This is a genomic window from Anaeromyxobacter dehalogenans 2CP-1 (assembly GCF_000022145.1).
GTDB classification, from domain to species: Bacteria; Myxococcota; Myxococcia; order Myxococcales; family Anaeromyxobacteraceae; genus Anaeromyxobacter; species Anaeromyxobacter dehalogenans.
The window spans coordinates 4896740-4919002 of record NC_011891.1; the positions used below are offsets into that span (position 1 = coordinate 4896740).

21 protein-coding genes are annotated in these 22263 nt (G+C 75.4%); 11 read left to right on the forward strand and 10 right to left on the reverse strand.

Annotation, left to right across the window (positions count from 1 at the left end):
* The first annotated feature begins 89 nt into the window (after positions 1–89).
* Together A2CP1_RS22140 and A2CP1_RS22145 are read left to right on the forward strand one after the other, a co-directional pair.
* Positions 90–1409, forward strand: a complete 1320-nt coding sequence (locus A2CP1_RS22140) for a DUF2157 domain-containing protein (RefSeq protein ID WP_015935403.1) — start codon at positions 90–92, stop codon at positions 1407–1409.
* Complete coding sequence (locus tag A2CP1_RS22145) at positions 1399–1917, forward strand: GDYXXLXY domain-containing protein (protein WP_015935404.1); 519 nt, start codon at positions 1399–1401, stop codon at positions 1915–1917. The genes A2CP1_RS22140 and A2CP1_RS22145 overlap by 11 nt, the downstream gene beginning before the upstream one ends.
* Here A2CP1_RS22145 and A2CP1_RS22150 read toward each other — a convergent pair.
* Positions 1914–3329: a sensor histidine kinase gene (locus A2CP1_RS22150; RefSeq protein ID WP_015935405.1), complete on the reverse strand. Its 1416-nt coding sequence runs from the start codon at positions 3327–3329 to the stop codon at positions 1914–1916. The two genes, A2CP1_RS22145 and A2CP1_RS22150, sit on opposite strands and share 4 nt — an antisense overlap.
* Before the next feature lie 88 nt (positions 3330–3417).
* Positions 3418–4491, reverse strand: a complete 1074-nt coding sequence (locus tag A2CP1_RS22155) for an alpha/beta fold hydrolase (RefSeq protein WP_015935406.1) — start codon at positions 4489–4491, stop codon at positions 3418–3420.
* Positions 4492–4848: 357 nt separating this feature from the next.
* Between A2CP1_RS22155 and A2CP1_RS22160 the strand changes: the two genes are divergently transcribed.
* From A2CP1_RS22160 to A2CP1_RS22170, 3 genes are all read left to right on the forward strand, one after another.
* A complete protein-coding gene (locus A2CP1_RS22160; RefSeq protein ID WP_011423294.1) occupies positions 4849–5187 on the forward strand; it encodes a P-II family nitrogen regulator in 339 nt (112 codons plus the stop codon).
* A gap of 104 nt (positions 5188–5291) precedes the next feature.
* Entirely contained in the window at positions 5292–6350 is a 1059-nt protein-coding gene (locus tag A2CP1_RS22165) for a two-component system sensor histidine kinase NtrB (RefSeq protein WP_245529909.1), read from the forward strand.
* A 121-nt stretch (positions 6351–6471) separates the two neighbouring features.
* Positions 6472–7923: a sigma-54-dependent transcriptional regulator gene (locus A2CP1_RS22170; RefSeq protein ID WP_015935408.1), complete on the forward strand. Its 1452-nt coding sequence runs from the start codon at positions 6472–6474 to the stop codon at positions 7921–7923.
* Between the two features lie 60 nt (positions 7924–7983).
* On the opposite strand, the gene A2CP1_RS22175 is transcribed toward A2CP1_RS22170, so the two are convergent.
* Positions 7984–8541: a hypothetical protein gene (locus tag A2CP1_RS22175; protein WP_015935409.1), complete on the reverse strand. Its 558-nt coding sequence runs from the start codon at positions 8539–8541 to the stop codon at positions 7984–7986.
* A gap of 253 nt (positions 8542–8794) precedes the next feature.
* Here A2CP1_RS22175 and glnA point away from each other — a divergent pair, with 253 nt between their 5' ends.
* The 4 genes from glnA (at position 8795) to A2CP1_RS22195 (ending at position 13258) form a co-directional block, all read left to right on the forward strand.
* The gene (gene glnA / locus A2CP1_RS22180; protein ID WP_015935410.1) at positions 8795–10219 is read left to right on the forward strand and encodes a type I glutamate--ammonia ligase; all 1425 of its coding nucleotides are present in this window, start codon (positions 8795–8797) and stop codon (positions 10217–10219) included.
* An 86-nt stretch (positions 10220–10305) separates the two neighbouring features.
* Positions 10306–10626, forward strand: a complete 321-nt coding sequence (sugE, locus tag A2CP1_RS22185) for a quaternary ammonium compound efflux SMR transporter SugE (RefSeq protein WP_015935411.1) — start codon at positions 10306–10308, stop codon at positions 10624–10626.
* Positions 10627–10756: 130 nt separating this feature from the next.
* On the forward strand, positions 10757–12016 hold the full coding sequence (locus A2CP1_RS22190; protein WP_015935412.1) for an MDR family MFS transporter: 1260 nt from the start codon (positions 10757–10759) through the stop codon (positions 12014–12016).
* A gap of 114 nt (positions 12017–12130) precedes the next feature.
* Complete coding sequence (locus A2CP1_RS22195) at positions 12131–13258, forward strand: DUF2332 family protein (RefSeq protein ID WP_015935413.1); 1128 nt, start codon at positions 12131–12133, stop codon at positions 13256–13258.
* A 6-nt stretch (positions 13259–13264) separates the two neighbouring features.
* On the opposite strand, the gene A2CP1_RS22200 is transcribed toward A2CP1_RS22195, so the two are convergent.
* From A2CP1_RS22200 to A2CP1_RS22220, 5 genes are read right to left on the reverse strand one after another with little or no spacing between them, the layout of a single operon-like run.
* Entirely contained in the window at positions 13265–13981 is a 717-nt protein-coding gene (locus A2CP1_RS22200; protein ID WP_012528341.1) for an ABC transporter ATP-binding protein, read from the reverse strand.
* Entirely contained in the window at positions 13978–14790 is an 813-nt protein-coding gene (locus tag A2CP1_RS22205; protein WP_015935414.1) for an ABC transporter ATP-binding protein, read from the reverse strand. Before A2CP1_RS22205 ends, A2CP1_RS22200 begins: the two co-directional genes overlap by 4 nt.
* Complete coding sequence (locus A2CP1_RS22210; protein WP_015935415.1) at positions 14787–15845, reverse strand: branched-chain amino acid ABC transporter permease; 1059 nt, start codon at positions 15843–15845, stop codon at positions 14787–14789. The genes A2CP1_RS22205 and A2CP1_RS22210 overlap by 4 nt, the downstream gene beginning before the upstream one ends.
* Positions 15845–16777 (reverse strand): branched-chain amino acid ABC transporter permease, encoded by a 933-nt coding sequence (locus A2CP1_RS22215; protein WP_012528344.1) that lies wholly within the window; start codon positions 16775–16777, stop codon positions 15845–15847. The genes A2CP1_RS22210 and A2CP1_RS22215 overlap by 1 nt, the downstream gene beginning before the upstream one ends.
* A gap of 27 nt (positions 16778–16804) precedes the next feature.
* Positions 16805–18019 (reverse strand): ABC transporter substrate-binding protein, encoded by a 1215-nt coding sequence (locus A2CP1_RS22220; RefSeq protein WP_015935416.1) that lies wholly within the window; start codon positions 18017–18019, stop codon positions 16805–16807.
* 186 nt (positions 18020–18205) lie between these two features.
* On the opposite strand from A2CP1_RS22220, the gene A2CP1_RS22225 reads away from it, so the two are divergent.
* On the forward strand, positions 18206–19561 hold the full coding sequence (locus A2CP1_RS22225) for a response regulator (protein ID WP_015935417.1): 1356 nt from the start codon (positions 18206–18208) through the stop codon (positions 19559–19561).
* Positions 19562–19690: 129 nt separating this feature from the next.
* Entirely contained in the window at positions 19691–20770 is a 1080-nt protein-coding gene (locus A2CP1_RS22230) for an alpha/beta hydrolase family protein (protein WP_015935418.1), read from the forward strand.
* On the opposite strand, the gene A2CP1_RS22235 is transcribed toward A2CP1_RS22230, so the two are convergent.
* Together A2CP1_RS22235 and nagZ are read right to left on the reverse strand one after the other, a co-directional pair.
* Positions 20664–20972 carry a hypothetical protein gene (locus tag A2CP1_RS22235; RefSeq protein WP_015935419.1) on the reverse strand — a complete coding sequence of 103 codons (309 nt, stop codon included), beginning with the start codon at positions 20970–20972 and terminating at the stop codon, positions 20664–20666. The two genes, A2CP1_RS22230 and A2CP1_RS22235, sit on opposite strands and share 107 nt — an antisense overlap.
* Positions 20973–21158: 186 nt before the next feature.
* On the reverse strand, positions 21159–22256 hold the full coding sequence (nagZ, locus tag A2CP1_RS22240) for a beta-N-acetylhexosaminidase (protein ID WP_015935420.1): 1098 nt from the start codon (positions 22254–22256) through the stop codon (positions 21159–21161).
* Between the last annotated feature and the right edge of the window lie 7 nt (positions 22257–22263).

The window sequence follows — 22263 nt, forward strand, 5'->3', positions numbered from 1 at the left end:
GCGGGCGCGGCCGAACGCCGCGCGGACCCGTCCCCCTCCCCCGCCCTGGGCTCCGCCGCCTCTGGTAGGCTCCTCCGGAAGGAGGGGTCATGGAGCACGCATCGCGCCGGTTCCGCGAGGAGCTTCGCCGGGAGCTCCCGCGCTGGCAGCAGGACGGGCTGGTCTCGCCCGACGCGGCCGCGGCGCTCTGGTCGCGCTACCGGCTGGCCGAGGCCGAGCCGGCGTCCGGGCCGGGCCTCCTGCCGGTGTACGCGCTGGGCGCGCTGCTGGTGGGCGCGGGCGTGGTGTCGCTGGTGGCCTGGCACTGGGAGGAGATGGGCCCGGCGCTCCAGCTCGCGGTCATCGGCGCGGCCATGGTGGCGAGCCACGCCGGCGGCGTGGCGCTGTGGCGCGGCCGCGCGCCGCGGCTCGGGCACGCGCTCACCCTGCTCGGCACCGTGATCTTCGGCGCGAACGTGGGGCTGGTGGCGCAGATCTTCCACGTGAGCGGCGTGTGGTGGGGCGGGTTCGCCGCGTTCGCGGCGGGCGCGCTCGCCGCAGGCGTCGCCTACCCCAGCCTGCCGCACCTGCTGCTCGGCGCGATCCTCGCGCTGTGGGTGGCGGGGCCCGGCCTCGCCCACGATCACCCCGGGCCCGGCCTCGCCGCCGTCTGGGTGCTCTCGCCCGCGCTGGTGGCGCTGGCCTGGCGCGAGCGGTCGCGCGCGCTCGCGGTGGTGGCGGCGCTCGGGCTCGCGGTCGTCTCCGGGGCCGGGCTGTTCGGCGCGCGCCTGGACCGCGGCTGGGTGCTGGTGGTGCTGTGCCTGGCGGCCGCGCTCTGCGCGACCCCGCTCGCCGCCGCCCCGCTCGCCTCGCGCTCCGACACCGGCGCGCGGCTCTCGGGGGCGCTGCGGGTCACCGGGCGGCTGCTGTTCTACGCCGCCGCCGCGGTGCTCTCCTTCACCGAGCTCGCCCACGAGCTGCGCTTCCGCGGCGCGGTGCCCGGACTCATCCTGGCGGCCGCCGCGCCCGCCGCCGCGTTCGCGGTCGCGGCGCTCGCCATCGGGCTCCGCCGCCCGGAGGTGGACCCGCTCGCGCGCGGCGAGGCGATGCTGGTGGGCGCGACCGTCGTCGCGCTCGCCGCCGGCCTGTCGCTCGAGACCGGCACCGGCACCGCGCTCGTCGCGAACCTGGCCATCGCGTTCCTCGCGGCGGGGCGCATCGTGCGCGGGCTCTCCGGCCTGCGCCGCGCGCCGTTCTGGGAGGGGATGGCGGTCGCGGGCGCGCTCACGCTCGTCCGCTTCATCTCCATCGACACCGGCCTCTGGCTGAAGGGCGCCGGCTTCATCGCCTGCGGCGCGGCGGTGCTGCTCGGCGGCATCGCGTTCGAGCGCCGGCGCGCCCGCGCCGCGGAGGTGACCCATGCTGCGTGACCGCTCGCCGGGCTGGGGCCGCCTCGCCCTGGTCCTCGCCGTCCAGCTCGCCATCCTCGCGGCCATCCCGTTCCGCCAGGCGCGGGCCCGGCTCGCCGGCGAGGACGTGGTGCTGGAGAGCATGCCGGTCGATCCGCTCGACCCGCTGTCCGGCTACTACGTCGCGCTCGCCTGGCGCGCCGAGCGCGACGCCGGCGCGTGGCAGGGCCCGGGCGACGGCGCCTGGCTGGTGATCCGCCGGGGCGCGCCGGCCTGGGTGGGCGAGGCGTGCCTGGGCGAGCGCCCGCCGCCGGAGCCGGACCGGCTCGCCATCCGCGCCGAGCGCGCCGGCGACGGGTGCCGCATCCCCGCGGCGCAGCGCTTCTACATCCCCGAGGCGCGGCGCGCCGAGGTCGAGGCGGCCATGCGCGAGACCGGCCGCAAGGCGCTGGTGGACGCGCGCGTGGACGCGGCCGGCAACGTGGTGCTGCTCCGCCTGCGCGCCGGCACCACGGTCGTCGGCCGCTAGCGCGGCTCGGGCGGCTCCGGCGGCGCCAGCGGGACGGCCAGCCGCGCCACCGTGCCGCCGCCCTCGCGGTCGGCGAGCGCGAGCGCGCCGCCGTGCGCGTCCGCGACCTTCTTCGCGAGCGCGAGGCCGAGCCCGGTGCCCTTCTCCTTGGTGGTGAAGAACGGCCGGAACAGGCTGGCCCGCGCCTGCGGCCCCAGCCCCGCGCCGCGATCCCGCACCTCGAACACCGCCTCGCCGCCCACCGCGCGCACCGACAGCTCCACCTCGGTCGCGGCCGGCGACGCCTCGACCGCGTTCCGCACCAGGTTCACGAGCGCGCGCCGGAGCTGCTCGCGGTCGGCCCGCGCCTCGCCCGAGCCCTTCACGCCGAGCGACACCTGCCGCGCCGCCGCGAGCGGCGCCGCGATCTCCGCCACCTCCGCCAGCAGCGCCCCGAGCTCGACCGCCTCGCGCACCGGCGGGCGCGTCCGGGCGTAGTCGAGGAACTCCTCGACCACCTTCGAGAGCGCCGCCAGCTCGGAGCGGATGCGGGCCACGTGCGCCGCCTCGGGCCGGCCCTCCAGCTCCTCCGAGAGGATCCCGGCGAACAGGTCGAGCGCGCCGAGCGGGTTCCGGACCTCGTGCGCGATCCCGGCGAGCAGCGTCTCGCGCTCCTCGTCGCGGGCGCGCAGCGCCTTGCGCATCTCCTCGAGCGTGTCGCGCAGCATGCCCAGCTCGTCGCGGCGGCGCCGCGGCCAGAGCGGGGTGTCGAGGTCGCCGCGCCCGATGCGCCGCGCGCCGTCGGCGAGGCGGGTGAGCGGCCGCGTCACCGAGAGCGAGGCGCCCGCGGCCACCAGCGCCCCCAGCACCGCGCCGGCCACCGCCAGGGTGGCGAGCAGCCGGCGGAAGCGGCGGAAGGTGGCGAACGAGGCGGCGGTGCCGTCGGCGCCCACCACCGCCACCACCTTGTCCGACGCGTCGCGGAGCGGCGCGTAGCCGCTCTTGTAGAGCAGGCCGTCCGAGCCCTCGAACATCACCTGGCTCGCCACCGGCCGGCCCGCCGCCGCCTGCGCGATCTCCAGCCGGTCGCGCTCCAGCGCCGCCACCGGCTCGCCGATGCGGGTGCGGCCGTCGGAGTCCGCCAGCGCGGTGCGGTCCGGCCGGATCACGTACAGGCGCGTGCCGGTGCTGCGGGCGAGCACGTCGAGGCGCGCGCGCACGTGGCCGTAGGTCCGGGTCCGCTCCTCGCCCGGCTCGAGCCGCGCCACCCGCTCGGCCGGCAGGGCCGAGGCCGCCGCCTGCGCCGCCGCGGTGAGGCGCGCCGAGAGCTCGTCCTCGAGCGCGCGGCGCGCCAGCCGATCGGCGAGCAGCGCCATGGCGGCGAGCGAGACGAGCGCGGGGAGCGCGGCGGCGAGGGCGAAGCGGAGGCGCACGGAGGGGATGTTACAACGTGGGCTGCCGCGCGAGGTCCCCGCGGGCGCGCCCGGTGGCGCGCGACGTGGCCTGCGCCCTCGCGCTGCCCTACCCGCGCTCCTCGAGCGCCGCGGCGAGGCCGGCCGGGCGGGAGTGCGCGAGCAGGAACTCGCGGACCACCGGGAACACCTGCTCCGGCGCGCCGCGCCCGAGCAGCAGGTCGGTGTGCCCGTAGTCGCGCTCGAACACCACGTAGCGCTTCGGGCCGCCCCAGCGCCGGTAGGCGGCCTGCACCACCGCCGGCGGCGCGAGCCCGTCGCGCTCGGCGGCCACGAACAGCGCCGGCTGCGCGCACCGCTCCAGGCCGGCGCGGTAGTCCACCTCGCCGTCCATCGACCGGAACGAGTCCTCGCGGATGAACGCCGCGAACTGCTCCAGCACCCCCGCCTCCAGGTTCTCGAGCCCGTTCGCGAGCAGCCGGCGGTACACGGGCCGCTCCACGTTGCGCATGTTGATGGCGAGGTCGGCCCAGGCCGGGTGCCAGTGGCCCGAGAGCGGCGCGAGCATCCGCGCCGCCACCCGGGTGAAGCGGCCGAGCACGGTGAAGCGCAGCAGCACGAGCTTCTTCAGCCGCTCCTGCACGTCGAAGTGCGCCGGCGCCCCCAGCGCGACGATCCCGGCGACGCGCTCGGGGTAGCGCTGGCAGGCGGCGAGCCCCATGAGCGCGCCCTGGCTGTGGCCGACCCAGAGCACCTGCTCGGCGCCGGTGACGGCGCGGATGGCGTCGAGCGCGGCGGGGACGTCCTCGCGCAGGTACGTGTCGAGGTTCCAGCGGCGCGGCGCGCCCGGGCCGCGCCGGGAGGCGCCGTGGCCGCGGTGGTCGAGCGAGAAGCAGTCGAACCCCGCGCGCGCCAGGTGCGCGGCCAGCGCGTAGCGCTCCACGCCGAACTCGAACGCCTGCCGGTTCATGGCGATGCCGTGCACGAGCAGCACCGGGGGCAGCCGCGCCGCCACCCGCGGCCGGCAGCGGCCCAGGCCGAGCGTCCAGCCGTCGCGGGTGGGGACGGACAGCAGCTCGTCCTCGACCGGCGGCACGGCCAGGCGCCAGGACCAGAACGCGTAGTGGAGGAGGGTCGCGGCGAGCAGGATCCCGGCGGCCGCGATCACGGCGGGGAGGGACATGGGCGGCGCATTCTACGGCGGCCGCGCGCGGCGCGGGCGGCGGCGGGCCGGCGATGCGACCCGGAGCCGCCGCCGGGGCGCGGCCGGACGCCTCGCCCCCTCGCGAGCGTGGCCCAGCCGTTGCACTCGCCGGACGGTGGAACCGACGGACGGTGCACCGGGCGCAACCCGGCGCAGCAGCCGGGCGGGCACCGCGAAGGGAAGCGAGGCGGGGGTCCGGTCGTGACCGGATCGAAGGCAGGAAGGGCCCCGGGACCGGGCAGGGAAGCCGCGCGCCGCAGGGGCGCGGTCTCCTTGACCGGCCGAGCCGACGGGGCGTAGCGTCGATCACCCATTTCCTACATGTCGAGGTGCGCCGTGAAGAAGGTCGAGGCCATCATCAAGCCGTTCAAGCTGGACGAGGTGAAGCAGGCCCTCTCCGAGGTCGGGGTCGCCGGCCTCACCGCCACCGAGGTGAAGGGCTTCGGCCGTCAGAAGGGTCACACCGAGCTCTACCGCGGCGCCGAGTACGTGGTGGACTTCCTGCCCAAGGTGAAGGTCGAGGTCGTGGTGGCGGACAGCCTCGTCGGCCGGGTGGTCGAGGTCATCGAGCGCGCCGCCAAGACCGGCCGCATCGGCGACGGCAAGATCTTCGTGCTGCCGGTGGAGGAGGTCATCCGGATCCGCACCGGCGAGCGCGGGGAGGAGGCGCTCTAGCGCCTCGTCGTCCGCGCGTGCGGACGCCCTCCCGCGTCCGCCGCCGGACGGCCCCATCGCCCGCCGCCCGCATGCGCGCGGCGGCGGACCGGTCCACCGCACCCGTGTCCCGCACCGTCCAGCCCGCCCAGCTCTCCGCCGCGCTCTCCCGCGCCGCGATCGACTCCCTCGCCGACGCGGTCGTGATCGTCGGCGCGGACGGCGGGGTGCTGCACCTCAACCCCGCCGCCGAGGAGCTGTTCGGCCGCTCGCGCGAGCGGACGGTGGAGCTGCCGGTGCGGGCGCTCCCGGGCGGCGCCCAGCTCGAGAAGGTGGCCGAGCGGACGGTGCGGACGCACGAGGGCCAGGCGAGCGAGTTTCCTTCGCCGCAGGACCGCGCGCTCCAGGTCTCGGTCACCGCCACCCCGCTCCTCGACGGCGCGGTGTGCGCCGGGGCGGTGCTGGTGCTGCGGGTGCCGCGCTCCGCCGAGCGCGCGCTCGACTTCGAGGCGCTCGCGGCCGGCCTCGCCCACGAGATCAAGAACCCGCTGGCCGGGCTGCAGGGCTCGGCCGAGCTGCTCGCCCGCGAGGCCGAGGGGCCGGCCCGCGAGTACGCCGCGGTGATCGCGCGCGAGGCGAAGCGCGTGGACGGGCTGGTGCGCGAGCTCCTCGACCTCGCCCGCCCGGCGGCGCTGCAGCAGGGGCCGGTCGCGCTCCACGACGTGCTCGGCGACGCGCTGGTGCTGGCGCGCGGCATCCCCGGCGCCGACCGGATCGCGTTCGTGGAGCGCTACGACCCGTCGCTCCCGCCGGTGCTGGGCGACGAGGAGAAGCTGATGCAGGTGGTGCTGAACCTCGTCCGCAACGCGGTGGACGCGGTCGCCTCCACCGCCGCGCCGCGGGTGACCATCGAGACCTCGGTGTCCCCGCTGCGCCTCCGCGTGGCGAGCGGCCGCACCCGCCCGCTGGCGCGCATCTCGATCCAGGACGAGGGCCCGGGGATCCCCGAGGCCATGCTGCAGCGGCTGTTCACGCCCTTCGCGACCTCGAAGCCGCACGGCACCGGCCTCGGGCTCGCCATCTCGCGGCGCATCGTGGAGGCGCACGGCGGGCGCATCGAGGTGCGCAACCGGGCCGGCGGCGGGGCCGAGGCGAACGTGTACCTGCCCCTCGACGTCCCCTAGCCCGTCCGGCGTAGCGCCGGCGCCGCGGGCCCCGCGCTTGCCGGCGCGAGTTGGCCCCGCGCTTGCTATGAGGTACCGGGATCGGCGGATCATCACGGGATCCCACAGCCAGGAGCGAGCGTTGCGAAAGGTCCTCATCGTCGACGACGAGCCCTCGGTCCGCTTCGTGCTCGCGCGGACCTGCGAGCGCGCCGGCGTGCCCTACGAGGAGGCGGGGAGCGCCGAGGAGGCGCGCACGAAGCTCCGCGCGTCCGGCGGCGGCAAGGACGGCGTCGGGCTGGTGCTGCTCGACGTGCGCCTCCCCGGCGACGACGGGTTCAAGCTGCTCGGCGAGATCGGCGGGCGGGTGGACTCGCCGTTCATCGTGGTGATGACCGCCGAGGACACCATGCGCTCGGCGGTGGAGGCGATGAAGCGCGGCGCCGCCGACTACCTCGGCAAGCCGTTCGACCTCGAGCGCGTGGAGCGGATCGTGCGCGACCTCTCGGCCGCGCCGCCGCCGGGCCACGCCGACGACCCCGCCGCGCAGGCGGAGGAGCGGGGCGAGGCGGGCGCCGAGGCGCGGCGGCTGCGCGAGGGCGGCGTGGCGCTGCCGGAGACGCTCATCGGCCGCTCCGCCGCCATGGTCGAGGTCTACAAGGAGATCGGGCGGGTGGCGCGCACGGAGATGACCGTGCTGCTCATGGGCGAGTCCGGCACCGGCAAGGAGCTGGTGGCGCGCGCCATCCACGCGAACTCCACCCGCGCGCGCGGCCCGTTCGTCACCGTGAACATGGCCGCCATCCCGCGCGATCTCATCGAGAGCGAGCTGTACGGCCACGAGAAGGGCTCCTTCACCGGCGCGGTGGAGCGGCGGCCCGGCAAGTTCGAGCTGGCGAGCGGCGGCACCCTGTTCCTGGACGAGATCGGCGAGATGCCGATCGAGCTGCAGGCGAAGCTGCTGCGCGTGCTGCAGGAGCGCGAGATCGATCGCGTCGGCGGCACGCGCCCGCTCGCGGTCGACGTGCGCATCGTCGCCGCCACCAACGCGGACCTGGCGCGCTCGGTCGAGGAGGGGCGGTTCCGCCGCGACCTGTACTACCGGCTCGCGGTGGTGCCCATCCGCCTGCCGCCGCTCCGCGAGCGCGAGGGCGACGTGATCCTGCTCGCGCGCCACTTCGTCGCGAAGTTCGGCGAGCAGCTGAAGGGGCGGCCGGTCCAGCTCGGCAAGGACGCCGAGGCGGTGCTGCTCGCGCACCCGTGGCCCGGCAACGTCCGCGAGCTGCAGAACGTGCTGCAGCGCGCGCTGCTGAAGCTCACCGGGAACCGGGTGGGCGCGCGCGACGTCGCCACCCTGGTGCCGGCCGCGGCCGCCAGCGAGCGCGCGCTCACCGGCCTCGTGGAGGGGCTGCTCGACGCCGAGCCTCCGGAGGGCGGGCGCTACCAGGCGGCCATCGCGGCCATCGAGGTGCCGCTCATCGCGGCCGCCCTGGCGCGGACCCACGGCAACCAGCTGCGGGCGGCGGAGCTGCTCGGGATGAACCGGAACACGCTGCGCGAGCGCATGCGCGCGCTCGGGATGAAGCCGCGCTAGCGGGCCCACGCCTGCCCGGAACCCGGGCAACCCGGTGCCAGGAAACCGGGCACCCCGCCGCTACATCGCCTCGACCAGGATCGACGCCTGGCGGGTGCCCTCGGGCAGCCCGGCGAGCGCCCGCGCGGTGCGCAGGCCGCTCGCGCCCTCGCGCGCCACCGCGCCCGCCGCCGCGAGCACGCGCGCGTAGTCGAGCCCGTCGTCCGGCGCGCACACCGCGAAGAAGCGCTGCGGGCCGGGCGCCGGCGACGCCTGCACCTGGATGTCGAGCGCGCCGTGCGACTCCGGCGCCGCGACGATCGGGTGGATCCGCTGGACGCGGCCGGCCGCGTCCACCGCCACCACCCACAGCGGGCAGGGGGTGCCGAGCTCGAGCTCGAGGTAGAGGCTCGCTCCGGCGCGGACGGTGGCGCCATCGGGCAGCGGCCGCGCGGCGCCGGGCCGGCCACCCCAGGCCGAGAGGGCGAGCGCGGGCGTCTGCGGCGCCGTGGAGCGGAGCACGGCCACCATGGCGAGCGCCGCGAGCACGAAGGGCACGCCTGGCAGCGCCGCCGACAGCAGGCGGCGCGCGTCGCGGCGCGGGGGCGGGCTGACGCTGGCGTGATCTGCTGCGTTCACGGCGTTTCCTCGTCCCGACCGTCCGCCGGGACGCCGAGCGTACATGGGGTCGGTCACGCGGCACCACGCCGCGCGGGCTTCTGCCGCATCATACACCCATCGAGGTGCCTGGAAATCGAGCAGCGGCTGGCCGGGTTTGAGTCACGACCCGCCAAAGATCCGCGGATCTGGGCGCGTCAGCGGCTCGCCGGCGTGGCATGAGCCGTGCTAACTGGGCCGGCCAACAACCCCGCAGGCCGTGGAGATCCTCGCGATGGCGAAACTCACCCCGAAGGCGGTCCTGGACCTGGCCAAGGAACGCAAGGCCACGTACGTGGACCTCAAGTTCATGGACTTCGTCGGGATCTGGCAGCACTTCTCGATCCCGCTCTACGAGCTCAGCGAGGAAGTGTTCGAGGCCGGCCTCGGCTTCGACGGCTCCTCGATCCGCGGCTGGCAGGCGATCCACGCCTCCGACATGCTCGTGGTCCCCGACGCGGACACGGCCGCGATCGATCCGTTCATGGCGGAGCCGACGCTCTCGCTCATCTGCAACGTGGTCGATCCCATCACGAAGGAGCCGTACTCGCGCGACCCGCGCAACATCGCCATCAAGGCCGAGAAGTACCTCAAGTCCACCGGCCTCGGCGACACCGCGTTCTTCGGCCCCGAGCCCGAGTTCTTCGTGTTCGACGAGGTCCGCTACGACCACGGCGTGAACCACGCGTTCTACAAGCTCGACTCGGTCGAGGGGCAGTGGAACACCGGCCGCGAGGAGCCGGGTGGCAACCTCGGCTACAAGCCCCGCTACAAGGAGGGCTACTTCCCGGTCGGCCCCACCGACTCGCAGCAGGACCTGCGCACCGAGATGTGCCGGGTGATGGAGTCGGTCGGCATCCACGTGGAGCGGCAGCACCACGAGGTCGCCACCGCCGGCCAGGCGGAGATCGACATCCGCTTCGACTCGCTGGTGAAGTGCGCCGACAACCTCCAGTGGTTCAAGTACATCATCAAGAACGTGGCGCGCCGGCACGGCAAGACCGTGACCTTCATGCCGAAGCCGCTCTACGGCGACAACGGCTCCGGCATGCACGTGCACCAGTCGATCTGGAAGGCCGGCAAGCCGCTGTTCGCGGGCGACGGCTACGCGGGCCTGTCCGAGATGGCGATGTACTACATCGGCGGCATCCTCAAGCACGGGCCGGCGCTGGCCGCGCTCTGCAACCCCTCCACGAACAGCTACAAGCGGCTCGTGCCCGGGTTCGAGGCGCCGGTGAACCTGGCCTACTCGGCCCGCAACCGCTCCGCGTCGATCCGCATCCCGATGTACTCGCCGTCGCCCAAGGCGAAGCGCATCGAGTTCCGCTCGCCCGACCCGGCCTGCAACGGCTACCTGGCGTTCGCGGCCATGCTGATGGCCGGCCTCGACGGCATCGAGAACAAGATCAACCCCGGCCAGCCGCTCGACAAGGACATCTACGGCATGTCGCCGGAGGAGCTGAAGGACATCCCGAAGATGCCGGGCTCGCTCGACGAGGCGCTCGAGTGCCTCCGCAAGGATCACAAGTTCCTGCTGAAGGGCGACGTCTTCACCGAGGACGTGATCGAGACCTGGATCCAGTACAAGTACGACAAGGAGATCACCCCGGTCCGCATGCGCCCGAGCCCGATGGAGTTCGCGCTGTACTTCGACATCTAGGCGCGACCGAGGTCCCGCAGCACCGGGCGGCCGTCCGCGAGGGCGGCCGCCCTTCGATTATGTTGGGGGGCAGGAGGAGCGCGCTCGTGCCCTGGATCTACCTCGTCGTCGCCGGCCTGCTCGAGACGGGCTGGGCCATCGGCCTCAAGTACACCGACGGCTTCCGCCGCCCGGTGCCCTCGGTGCTGACCGCGCTCGCCATCGTCGCGAGCATGTGGCTGCTCGGGCTCGCCGCGCGCGACCTGCCCATCGGCACCGCCTACGCGGTGTGGGTGGGCATCGGCGCCACCGGGGCCGCCATCCTCGGGGTGGTGCTGCTCGGCGAGCCGCTCAGCGCGGCGCGGGCCGCGTTCCTCGGGCTGCTGGTGGTCTCGATCGTGGGCCTGAAGCTCACCGCCGCGTCCTGAGGCGATCCGCTCACGTCGATCCGCTCGGGGTTCGGCGGGCTCACCCCGAGCCTGTCGAAGGGCGCGCCTCCCCCGCGCAGGAACGCGCCGTGGCGGCCCGTCGGTCCGTTTGATACATGCACGGAGCGTCGTGATCCCCCCGCCCGCCAGCCTGCGCGCCGCCCTCGGCGGCCTGCCCCGCACCTTCTGGATGGTGTGGACGGGCATGCTGGTGAACCGGCTCGCCAGCTTCGTGGCGCCGTTCCTGGCGCTGTTCCTGGTGCGCGAGCGCGGCTTCGACGCGGCCGAGGCGGGCCGGATCGTGGCGGTCTACGGGCTGGGCGTCATGGTGGCCGGGCCGCTGGGCGGCACGCTCGCCGACCGGCTCGGGCGCCGCCCCACCATGCTGCTCGGCCTCGTCACCGGCGCGCTCTCGGTGGCCGCGCTCGCCCTCACGCGCGACCCGCTCGCGCTCGGCGCGCTCGCGTTCGTGAACGGCGCCACCGGCGAGATCTACCGGCCGGCCATGAACGCGGTGGTGGCGGACGTGGTCCCGCCCGCCGACCGCACCCGCGCCTACGGGCTCGTGTACTGGGCCATCAACATGGGCTGGTCCGTCGGCCTGTCGGTGGCGGGGCTGTTCGCGGAGCGGCACCTCTCCTGGCTGTTCTTCCTGGACGCGACCACCTCGCTCGCGTTCGCGGGCGTGCTCGCGTTCACCGTGCCGGAGACCCGCCCCGCCGACGTCGAGCCCGCGCCCGCGCTGGCCGGGCTCGCGCAGGTGTTCCGCGACCGGGTGTTCGTGGTCTTCATGGTGCTCGCGCTCGGCGGGCTCATGGTGTTCACGCAGTTCCAGCTCGCGGCGCCGCTCGACATGGCCGCGCACGGGGTCGGCCCGTCCGGCTTCGCCTGGCTCATGGCGCTGAACGGGGTGGGCGTGGTGGTGCTCCAGCCGCTGCTCGGGGCGCGCCTGCGCCGGTACGAGCCCTCGCGCGCGCTCGCCGCCTCGGCGCTGCTGTTCGGGATCGGCTTCGGCGTGAACGCGCTCGGCGGCAGCGTGCCGCTGTACGTCCTCGGCGTCATGCTCTGGACGCTCGGCGAGGTGGTCGGGTTCCCGGTCGCGAACGCGGTGGTGGCCGACCTCTCGCCGGCCGCGCTGCGCGGGCGCTACCAGGGCGCCTACTCGATGAGCTGGGGGGTCGCGTTCACGCTCTCGCCGCTCATCGGCGGCGAGGTGATGAGCCGCTTCGGCGCGCGCACGCTCTGGATCGGCACGCTCGTGCTCGGGGCCATCCTCGCCGCCGGCCACCTCGCCGCCGCCCCCGCCCGCCGGCGCCGGCTCGCGGCAGACCGGCCGGTCGCCCAGGGTGGCGCCGCGCTCGACCGCGCGACCGCCGCGCAGCAGGGCTGAGCCTCCCCCGCCGCGCCGTCCACCCGGCGGCCGGCGTCCCTTCCCCGGGGCCGCCGCGGGCCGCGGCCTCGCGGCGTCCGCAGCTTGGGTCCGGGATCGACCGGAGGACGGGCCATGCCGCGCACCGGCATCGACGGGCTGGCGGAGGAGCTCTCCCGCGCGCGCGCGGCGATGCGAGCGCGCTCGCCGGCGGACGCGCGGGCGCTGGAGCTGCTCGTCGACGTGCTCGCCGGCCGCGCCGGGCGTGCCCTCGCGGCTGCCTGGGACGAGCGACGGTTCCAGGGGCCCTGCGAGCGAGCGGGCCTCCTCCTCGCGGCGCTGCGGGCGGAGGCGCGGGCGGCCGGGCCCGGCCACCCGCTCTGGCCCGGGCTCGGGGCGGAGACGCCGCGGCCCGCGGCGCTCGATGCGGCGGCGCTGGAGGCGGTGCTCGCCCGGCCGGACGACCGGCTGGTGGACGCGCTCGCGCGGCGGAGCGCCCGCGAGGAGGATCCGGCGCGCGCGATCGCCTGGCGCTGGCCGGCGGCGCTCGCCGGCGCGGGCGGGGGCGGGCGGCCGGTGGCGCTCGCCGAGCTCGGGTCGGTGGCCGGGCTGGGCCTCGTCGCCGACGACCTCGCGGCCCCGTGGACGTTCCCGGACGGCGGGCCGGTGCCGGTGGCGGCCGGCGTGCGCGCGGTGGGGCGGCTCGGCCTGGATCCGGCGCCGCTCGACGCCGCCCGGGACGAGGACGCGGCCTGGCTGCGCGCCTGCGTCCCCGCCGGCGACCGCGCCGCGATGGCCCGGCTCGACGCGGCCATCGCCGCCCTCCGGGCCGCGCGGCCGCGGCCCGACGCGCCGGTGCTGACGCCGGTGGCGCTCGCGTCGGCGCCGGAGCGGCTGGCGCTCCTGTCCGCCACCGCGCCGGGCGCGCTGGTGATCGCGTGGCAGGCCCTGCTCCGGCCCCGGCTCGGGCGCGAGGAGCGGGCCGAGCTCCACGCCGGCATGCGCGCCTGGCTCGCGACGCACCGGCCCGGCTCGGCGCTGTGGGTCGAGCTGGAGCGGGCGCCGGGCGCGCACGCCCTCGGCCCGGGCCGCGCGGCGCTCCTCACCGCGCACGCGCGGGCGCCCGACGGCGGGCTCCGCTCCGTCCGCCTGGCGCGCTGCGCGCTCGAGCCGTCGGTGGTGGTGCCCGAGCCCGGCGCGGCCGACGCGCTCGCGGCGCTCCTCGCCGCGCCGGCCGCGGGGACGGCGGCGGCGGCGCCCTGAGCCGCGTCACTCCCCGAGGTAGGCCTTCCGCACCTCGGGCGAGGCGAGCAGCTCCGCGCCGGTGCCCTGCATCACGATGTTGCCGGTCTCGAGCACGTAGGCGCGGTGGGCGAGCTGGAGCGCCTTGTGCGCGTTCTGCTCCACGAGCAGCAGCGCCACGCCCTCGCGGTTCACCTCGCGCAGCACGGTGAAGATCTTCTCGACCACCTGCGGCGCGAGCCCGAGCGACGGCTCGTCGAGCAGCATGAGGCGCGGCTTGCTCATGAGCGCGCGGGCCACCGCCAGCATCTGCTGCTCGCCGCCGGAGAGCGTGCCGCACACCTGCGTGCGCCGTTCCGCCAGGATGGGGAAGAGCGCGTAGGCGCGCTCGGCGTCGCGCAGGATGCCGGGCCGATCGCGGCGGAGGTACGCGCCCAGCTCCAGGTTCTCGCGGACGGTCAGGTTGAGGAAGATGCCGCGCCCCTCCGGCGCGTGCGCCATGCCGCGCGCCACGAGCGCATGCGAGGGCAGGCGGGTCACGTCCTCGCCGCGGAAGCGCACCGCGCCGGCGGAGGCGCGGAGCATGCGGGAGACGGCGCGGAGCGTGGTGGTCTTGCCGGCGCCGTTCGCGCCGATGAGCGCCACCACCTGGCCGTCCGGCACCTCGAGCGAGAGGCCGCGCAGCGCCTCGATGGCGCCGTAGTGCACCCGCAGCCCCTCCACCTGCAGGATGGGCCCGCTCACGGGTGCGCCCCCGGCCCGGCGGGCCGCTCGATGTGCTTCTCCTCGAGGTACGCGTCGCCCAGGTACGCCTCGATCACCTTCGGGTCCTTCCGGATCGCCTCGGGCTTCCCCTCGGCGATGGTGACGCCGTGGTCGAGCACCAGCACGCGCTCGGAGACGCCCATCACGAGCCGCATGTCGTGCTCGATCACCAGGATGGCGAGGCCGAAGCGGTCGCGGAGGTCGCGGATGAGCGCCATGAGCTCGAGCTTCTCGGCCGCGTTCATGCCCGCCGCCGGCTCGTCCAGGCACAGCACCTTCGGCCCGGTGGCGAGCGCGCGCGCGATCTCGAGGCGCCGCTGCTCGCCGTAGGGCAGGTTGCGGGCGATCTCGTCGCGGCGGTGCGAGAGCCCCATCACCTCGAGGTAGCGCTCGGCGCGCTCCAGGATCCGGGCCTCCTCCGCGCGGTGGCGCGCGGTGAGCAGCAGCGCGTCGAAGAAGCCGGTGCGCGCGCCGGCGTGGCAGGCGATGCGCACGTTGTCGAGCGCCGACAGCTCGCGGAACAGCCGGATGTTCTGGAACGTGCGGGCGATGCCGCGGGCGCAGATCTGGTGGGGCCGGAGCCCGTTCACCACCTGCCCCGCCACCACCACCTCGCCCTCGCTGGGCCGGTACACGCCGGTGATGGCGTTGAAGGCGGTGGTCTTGCCGGCGCCGTTCGGCCCGATGAGCCCGACCAGCTCGCCGGGCGCGAGCGAGAGGCTGAAGGACGAGAGCGCCTTCAGGCCGCCGAAGCGCATGGTGACCGACTTCACGTGGAGCGGGATCACGGCCGGCCCCCGTGCGTGGAGTCGTCGCGCACCGCGGTGGGCGAGGCGCCCTCCGGGCCGGTGGAGGCGCGCCCGCCGAACGGGCGCGGCCGCGGCAGGCGGCGGAACGGCGCGAGGTCCCACAGCTCGCGGGTGCCGAAGATGCCCTGCGGGCGGAGCAGCATGAGCACGATGAGCCCGGCCGCGTACGCGACCATGCGGTACTGCTGGAACTCGCGCAGGCCCTCGAGCGCCACCGTGAGCACCACCGCCGCCACCACCGAGCCGGTGATGGAGCCGAGGCCGCCCAGCACCACCATCACCACCACCTCGATCGAGCGCACGAACGTGAACATGCGCGGGGTGGTGAGCAGGATGGCGTGCGCGATGAGCCCGCCGGCGAGGCCGGCGTAGGCGGACGAGATCACGAACGCGCGCACCTTGTAGCCGGTGGTGTCCACGCCCATGGCCTCGGCGGCCACCTCGTCCTCGCGGATGGCGAACAGCGCGCGCCCCTGCGTCGAGACCGCGAGGCGCCGCGCCATCACCACCGTGGCGATGGCGGAGACGCCCACCCAGGCGATGTTCGTGTACGGCGGCAGGCCGGAGAGGCCGGTGGCCTGGCCCAGGAACTTCATGTTCTCGATGAGCGAGCGGATGATCTCGCCGAAGCCGAGCGTGACGATGGCGAGGTAGTCGCCGCGCAGGCGCAAGGACGGCATGCCCACCAGGAACCCGGCCGCCGCCGCGGTGGCCATCGAGGCCGCGAGCGCCAGCGCGAACACGAGCTGGTCGGAGACCGCCTCCGGCAGGAAGGCGACCTGCACGCCGGAGAACGCGAGCGTGATCTTGGCCGCGGTGTAGGCGCCCACCGCCATGAAGCCGGCGTGGCCCAGGCTGAACTGCCCGGTGAAGCCGTTCACCACGTTGAGCGAGACCGCCAGGATCACGTTCACGCCCACGTTCACGAGGATGAGCGTGTAGTCGGGCGGCGAGAGCGCCTGGACGCCGAGCAGGATGGGCAGGCCCACCAGGAACGGCAGGACGGAGCGGAGGACGGCCCGGGCGCGCGCCACTAGACCTTCTCCACCGTGGCGCGCCCGAACAGCCCCTCGGGCCGGACCAGCAGCACCAGGATGAGCACCGTGAACGCGATGGCGTCGCGGTACTGCGAGCTGGTGTAGCCCGCCACGTACTCCTCGGTGAGCCCGAGCACGAGCCCGCCCACCATGGCGCCCGGCACCGAGCCGATGCCGCCGAGCACCGCCGCCACGAACGCCTTCAGGCCGCTCATCAGGCCGAACAGCGGCTCGATCTTCGGCCGCGAGGAAGCGTTGATGATGCCGGCCGCGGCGGCGAGCGCGCTGCCCAGCACGAACGTCCAGGAGATGATCCGGTTCACCGGGATGCCCATGAGGCCGGCGACCTGCGGGTCGAAGGAGGCGGCGCGCATCGCCATGCCGAAGCGGGTCCGGTAGACGATGAGCTGCAGGCCGATCATGAGCAGCAGCGCCACCAGCAGGCCGAGCAGGTCGATGCGCGGCACGGTGACGCCGAGGAAGGTGAGCGGCTCGCCCAGCTCGAGGAGCGCCGGGAAGAAGCGCGGGCTCGGGCCGGGCGGGAACTCCACCGGCGAGCGCACGATGGGCGAGAGCTGGAACCCGTACTCGAGCAGGAACGACACGCCGATGGCGGTGATGAGCGCGGTGAGCCGCGCGCGGTTGCGGAGCGGGCGGTACGCGAAGCGCTCGATGACGTAGCCGAGCGCGCCGCAGATCGCCATCGCGCCCAGGGTGACGAGCGCGGCGCCCACCATCCCCGGCGCGCGATCGGTGCCGGTGACGCTGCCCAGGTAGTACCCGGCGAACGCGCCCACCATGTACACGTCGCCGTGGGCGAAGTTGATGAGCTTCAGGACGCCGTAGACCATCGTGTAGCCCAGCGCGATCAGGGCGTAGATGGTCCCGAGCGACAGGCCGTTGACGAGGTGCTGCAGGAACTCGGTCACGCCGGATCGGTCTCCGCGGCCTGGCCGCTACTTCGTGGCCTGCGGCTGGTCCGGCTGCACGGTCGCCACGTAGTGGCCGGCGCTCCCCTTGATCTCGAGGACCACCGCCGGCTTCACCGCGTCGTGGTCGGCGTCGATCGAGATGACGCCGGTGACGCCGGGGTAGTCGCGCGTCGCGGCGAGCGCGTCGCGGATGGCCTCGCCCGAGAGGTCCTTCGCACGGCCCATGGCGTCGGCGGCGATGCGGGCCGCGTCGTAGCCCTGGGCGGCGAGCGAGTCGGGCACGCTGCCGAAGCGCTCCTTGTAGCGCTTCACGAAGTCCTGGATGCGCGGCGCGGGATCCTCTGGCGAGTAGTGGTTCGAGAAGTACGAGCCCTCGAGCGCCTTCCCGCCGATCTCGTAGAGGCGGGCCGAGTCCCAGCCGTCGCCGCCCATGAGCGGCTGCTTCATGCCCAGCTCGCGCGCCTGGCGGGCGATGAGCGCCACGTCGGTGTAGTAGCCGGGGACGTAGATGGCCTCGGGGCTCTTGCCCTTGATGGTGGTGAGCTGCGCCTTGAAGTCCTGGTCGCCGGCCTTGTAGCTCTGGTCGTCCACGACGGTGCCGCCGAGCTCCTTGAACTTCGCCAGGAAGTAGTCGGCGAGGCCCATGGAGTAGTCGTTGCCCACGTCGCGCAGCACCGCCACGCGAGAGATCTTCAGGTGGTCGCGGGCGAACTTCGCCATCACCGTCCCCTGGAACGGGTCGATGAAGCACACGCGGAACACGAACGGCCGCACCCGGCCGTTCTCCTTGGTGACGCGCGGGTTCGTGGACGACGGCGTGATCATCGGGACGTGGTTCGCGTCGGCGATGGGCGCCATGGCGAGCGAGCGGGTGGAGGCGACCTCGCCGAGCAGCACCGAGACGCGGTCCTGGAGGACGAGCCGCGTGGCGGCGATGGCGGACTCCTCCGGCTTTCCCTGGTTGTCGTAGGTCTTGAGCGCGAGCGGCTTGCCCTTCACGCCGCCCTTCGCGTTGACCTCCTCGATGGCGAGCTGGATGCCCTTGTCGGTCGAGTCGCCGAAGGTGGCCTCCGAGCCGGTGAGCGAGCCGACGTGGCCGAGGAGGATCCGGTCGCCGGTCGCGGCCGCCCCGGCCCCGCCGGGCCCGGGGGCGGCGGCGCCCTCCGGCTTCTTCTTCTCGCAGGCGAGGACGGCAAGGGCGACGACGACGAGGGGAAGCGCGCGGGGGAAGCGCAGCATCAGGCCTCCGAAGTGGCAGAGAAAGCACGATTTTTTAGCACACGACCGCGGCCTGGGCCACGTTTGCGCAGTTCCACCCGCGCACCGGTCGGGGCTGACCGCACGGACGGTCCACCTGGTGTGTCCCGTGTTCACACGACGCGGTCGTTGATCGGTGGCCTGACCCGCCGGTATGGTGCCGACCTGATGGCGGCGCCGACGATCCTGCTCGTGGACGACAACCAGGAGCTGCTCACGCTCCTCGCCCGCCTGGTCGAGTCGGAGGGCTGGACCCCCGTGACGGTGACCCGGGGCCGCGCCGCGATCGACCGGCTGGCGCCGGTGCCGCCCGCCGCCGCGGTCGTGGACGTGCTGCTCCCCGACATGATGGGCTACGACGTCGCCCACGCGCTCCGGAACGCGAAGGTGCCGTTCGTGTTCATGACCGGCGTCTTCAAGGGCGGCCGGGCGGCCACCGACGCGAGCGCGCAGCACGGCGCCGCCGGCTACTTCGAGAAGCCGTTCGACGCCCGCAAGCTCATGGACGCGCTCCGCGCCCTGCTGCCGCCGCCGAGCGACACGCCCGCGCCCATGCGCATCCCGCCGCGCGCCGGCGCGACGCCGCCGCCGGTCCGCCGTGCGCCCGCGGTCCCCGAGCCCGACTTCGACGTGGAGGTGGCGGTCGAGAACGACGAGCCGGTGGCGGCGATGGAGCTGACCGGCCGGGTGGTGGTGACCGAGGACGGCAAGGGCCCGGCGGTGCTGCGCGGCGAGGCGGTCAAGGCCGCGCCGGTGGTGCCGCCGCCGCGGCCGCGCGCGCCGGTCCCCACGCCGCGCCCGGCGGCGACGCCGGTCCCGGACCTCTCGCGCACCGAGGGCCGGCTCGAGGACAACCTCCCGCACCTCGTCACCGCGTTCCACCTGGCCCAGCAGACCGGCGCGCTCACGCTGCAGAAGGGCAAGGTGAAGAAGACGCTCTTCTTCGACGCGGGCCGGCCCTGCTTCGCCATCTCCAACCTGGTCACCGACCGCTTCGGCACGTTCCTGGTGCGGGTGGGCAAGCTCTCGTCCGCGCAGCTCGAGCAGGTGCGCGCCGAGGCCGAGCGCAGCCGCCGGCGCAGCGGCGAGATCATGGTCGAGCTGGGGCTCCTGCAGGAGACCGAGCGGCTCTACTACCTCGCACAGCAGGTGAAGTCGATCGCGTACTCGGTGTTCGCCTGGGAGGAGGGCGCGTACCGGCTGCACTTCACCGACCGCGCGGCGCACGAGGCGGTGCGCATCGAGCTGCCGCCCGCCAGCCTGATCAGCCGCGGCGTGAAGAAGCTGTACCGCCCCGAGCGGCTGTTCCGGCTGCTCCAGCCGGAGGACCGCCTCATCCCCTCCGCGCAGCCCGCGTACGGGCTGCACGAGGTGGAGCTCGACCGCTGGGAGGCCGAGCTGCTGCCCAGGGTGGACGGCACCCGCACGCTCGCCGAGCTGGTGCACCTCGCGCACCGGCCGGCGCACGCGGTGTACGCCTTCCTGTACGGGCTCGTGGCGCTGCAGATCCTCGACCGGGCCTGACCGGACCCGCTCCGCCCAGCGCGAACCATCGAACGGGGGAGCGGACGCTCGGGGCGTGGGCGCGCGCACGAGCCGTGTACCGACTCGCCGTCTGCGGTCGCAGGTCGCACCTTTCACGAGGAGCGATCCTTGCACGTCCTCGACGTCCTCTTCGGGCTGACCGCCGCCGGGCCGCACTTCTTCGCGGACGGCTGGGGCGATCGGCGCCTGGTCGCGAAGCTCCGCCCGTTGCCCCTCGCCCGGCGGGCCCCGGCGCGCATCGACGTCTCGCTGGGGCCGCCGCGGGGCGCCCACGGCGGCACGCTCCGCGACGGCTGCTTCCGGAGCCCCGAGTCGCGCCTGCCCGGCTGCGCCCGCGCGGCGCGCATCCAGGTGCTGCTGCCGGCCGGCCCGCTGCGCGGCGTGGCGGTGCACCTCGCGGCCTCCGGCGACCAGGGCTTCGCGATGCGGCTCCGCTTCGCCGCGCCGCTCCTCGCGCAGGGGATCGGCGCGGTCGTGCTCGAGAACGCGTTCTACGGCGCGCGCCGCCCGGAGCGCCAGGCGCGCCACGCGGTGCGCTCGGTCTCCGACCTCTACCTGATGGGCGCGGCGACGTTCCAGGAGGGCCGGGCGCTCCTCGCCTGGGCGCGCGAGGCGCTGGGCGCACCGCGGGTGGGCGTCACCGGCTACAGCATGGGCGGGCAGCTCGCCGCCATGGTGGGCGCGTCGATGCCGTTCCCGGTGGCGACCGTGCCGCTCGCGCCCTCGTGCTCGCCGGACTCGGTGCTCCTCTCCGGCGTGCTGCGCGACGTGCCGGACTGGGCGGCGCTGGCCGGCCGCGCGGCGGATCGCGAGGCGGCCCGGCGGAAGCTGTGCGCCGGCCTCTCGCGCTTCTCGGTGTGCGCGCTGCCGCCGCCCGTCGCGCCGGGCGCCGCCATCGTGGTCGGCACCGCCGCGGACGGCGTGGTGCCGCCGGCGGAGATGGCCCGCATCGCCGCGCACTGGGGCTGCGAGCTGCGCTGGCTGCCGGCGGGCCACGTCTCGGCGGTGCTGCGCCACCAGGGCGCGATGCGCGAGGCGATCCTGGACGCGTTCCTGCGCCTGGAGGCGGCGGAGCGCGAGCTCAGCCCGGCCGCGCCGGGAAGCGCCGGTAGCGCCCGGCGTGCCAGCAGTCGAGCCAGGTCGCGGCGGGCCGGACCGAGAGGCCGGGCGCCGTCGCGGTTGCGGTAGGCGCGAAGCGCGCCGCGTCGTCCGGCGCGGCGCCGAGCTCGATGGCCCCGTCGCCGAGCCGCGCCCAGGCGTCGCCCTCGCAGCGCGGGCAGCGGAGCGTGAGCAGCGGCGCGTCGGGCAGCGCGAGCGTGCCTGCGTCGAGGATCTCGTCGGCGGTGAGCGGCGCGCGGCAGCTCGGGCAGGCGGCGGTGGGCGCGGGCACGCGAGGAACGAAATCTAGTCGAGGCAGGGACCTGCGAACAAGCGGGGCGCGTACCCCGTGCGCGGCACAGCCGCGCCCGCGGGGACCTCGCGCGTGCCCGCGGAGGCGGGCGCGTGAGGTCACGGGACCCGCGGAGCCGGGTGGGGCCCCGCGGAGCTCCGCTCCGTGGGGCGGGGCGCAGCCCCGTCAGACGGTCGGGTCGCGGCCGACCTCGAGCGCCGGGACGTTCTCGACCAGCGCCAGGTGCTCCGGCGTGCGCAGCCGCTCCCGCACCCGGGCCGGGTCCGGCGGCGGACCCGCGTACGCGAGCAGCCGACCCACCCGGCCCCGGGCCTCGGCGACCCGGTCCCCGGGGATGCGACCCGTCTCCACCGCGGCGCGCACCAGGTCGATGGCCCGGTGCTGTACCGCGGGCGAGTGGCAGACGAGCAGCGCGTCCACCCCGGCCGCCACCGCCCCGGGCGCCGACTCCTCGAGCGGGAAGTGCCCGGCCACCGCCTGCATCTCCAGGTCGTCGGAGATGGCGCAGCCGTCGAAGCCGACCTCCTCGCGCAGCAGGCGCATCACCGCCGGCGAGAGCGTGGCCGGGCGATCGCGGTCGAGCGCCTCGAACACCACGTGGGCGGTCATGACCGAGGCCACCCCGGCGCGCGCCAGCGCGCGGAACGGCGCGAGCTCCACCGCCCGGAGCCGCTCCAGCGCGTGCGGGAGGCGGGGCAGGTCGGTGTGCGAGTCCTGGCTCGTGTCGCCGTGCCCGGGGAAGTGCTTGGCGCAGGCGGCCACCCCGGCCGACTGGAGCCCGAGCGCGATGGCGGCGCCGAGGCGGCCGACCGTCTCCGGATCGCGGGACAGGCTGCGGTCGCCGATGACCGGGTTGGCGGGGTTGGTGTCCACGTCCACCACCGGCGCGTAGTCCTGGTCGATGCCGACCGCCCGCAGCTCGCGGCCGAGCAGCGCGCCCACCTCGCGCGCCAGCCCGGCGTCGCCGACCTCGCCCACCGCGCGCATGGGCGGCAGCTCGGTGAAGCCGTGGCGCGCCCGCAGCCGCGCCACCCGCCCGCCCTCCTGGTCCACCGCCACGAGCAGCGGCCGCCCTGCGGCGCGCTTCAGCTCGGCGGTGAGCGCCGCGACCTGCTCGGCGCTCTCCACGTTGCGCGCGAACAGCACCACGCCGTGGACGCCGCGGCGGATGAGCTCGAGCACCTCGGGCGAGGCGGTCTTGCCGTCGAAGCCGACGCAGAACAGGCCGGCGACCTGGGCGTCGAGGGAGGTCGGGGTGGGCACGGGCGGA